Annotated in this window: 1 protein-coding gene; it reads left to right on the forward strand. The window is 71.2% G+C overall.

Translation table 11 applies throughout. From position 1 onward, the window contains the following. Window positions 1-76: 76 nt before the first annotated feature. A partial coding sequence (locus OP79_RS49155; protein WP_245685767.1) for a fructosamine kinase family protein occupies window positions 77-476 on the forward strand: 400 nt, incomplete at its 3' end.

Here is a 476-nt window from a genome sequence, read left to right on the forward strand (position 1 = left end):
GGGATCCGTCGACGCTCCGCCCGACCTGTTCCCGCTGGAGGCGGCCGGACTCAGGGCGCTCCATGAACGCGCGGGCATCCGTACTCCCCAGGTGTTCGAAGTGAGTGCGCACCACCTCCTCATGGAGGCGCTGCACCCCCGGCCCGACACAGACGAGTTCTGGGAGGCTGCGGGCCGGACCTTCGCCACCCTGCACACGGTGCGCGGCGACCGGTTCGGCTGGGACACCGACGGATGGCTCGGCCTGCTTCCCCAGGCCAACGGCTGGGCCGACGACGGCCACGAGTTCTTCGCCGAGCATCGGATCCGCCGTTACCTGCGTGAGCCCAAGGTACGCAGCGCCCTCGAACCGGCCGACCTGGCGGGCCTGGAGCGGGTCTGTGAACGCCTTCCGCAGCTCGTCCCGACGTCTCCCAGCGTGCTCAACCACGGCGACCTCTGGCGCGCGAACATCGTCGCGGGCCCGGCCGGCGAAC

Source organism: Streptomyces yerevanensis, from assembly GCF_000716805.1.
GTDB classification, from domain to species: Bacteria; Actinomycetota; Actinomycetes; order Streptomycetales; family Streptomycetaceae; genus Streptomyces; species Streptomyces flaveus.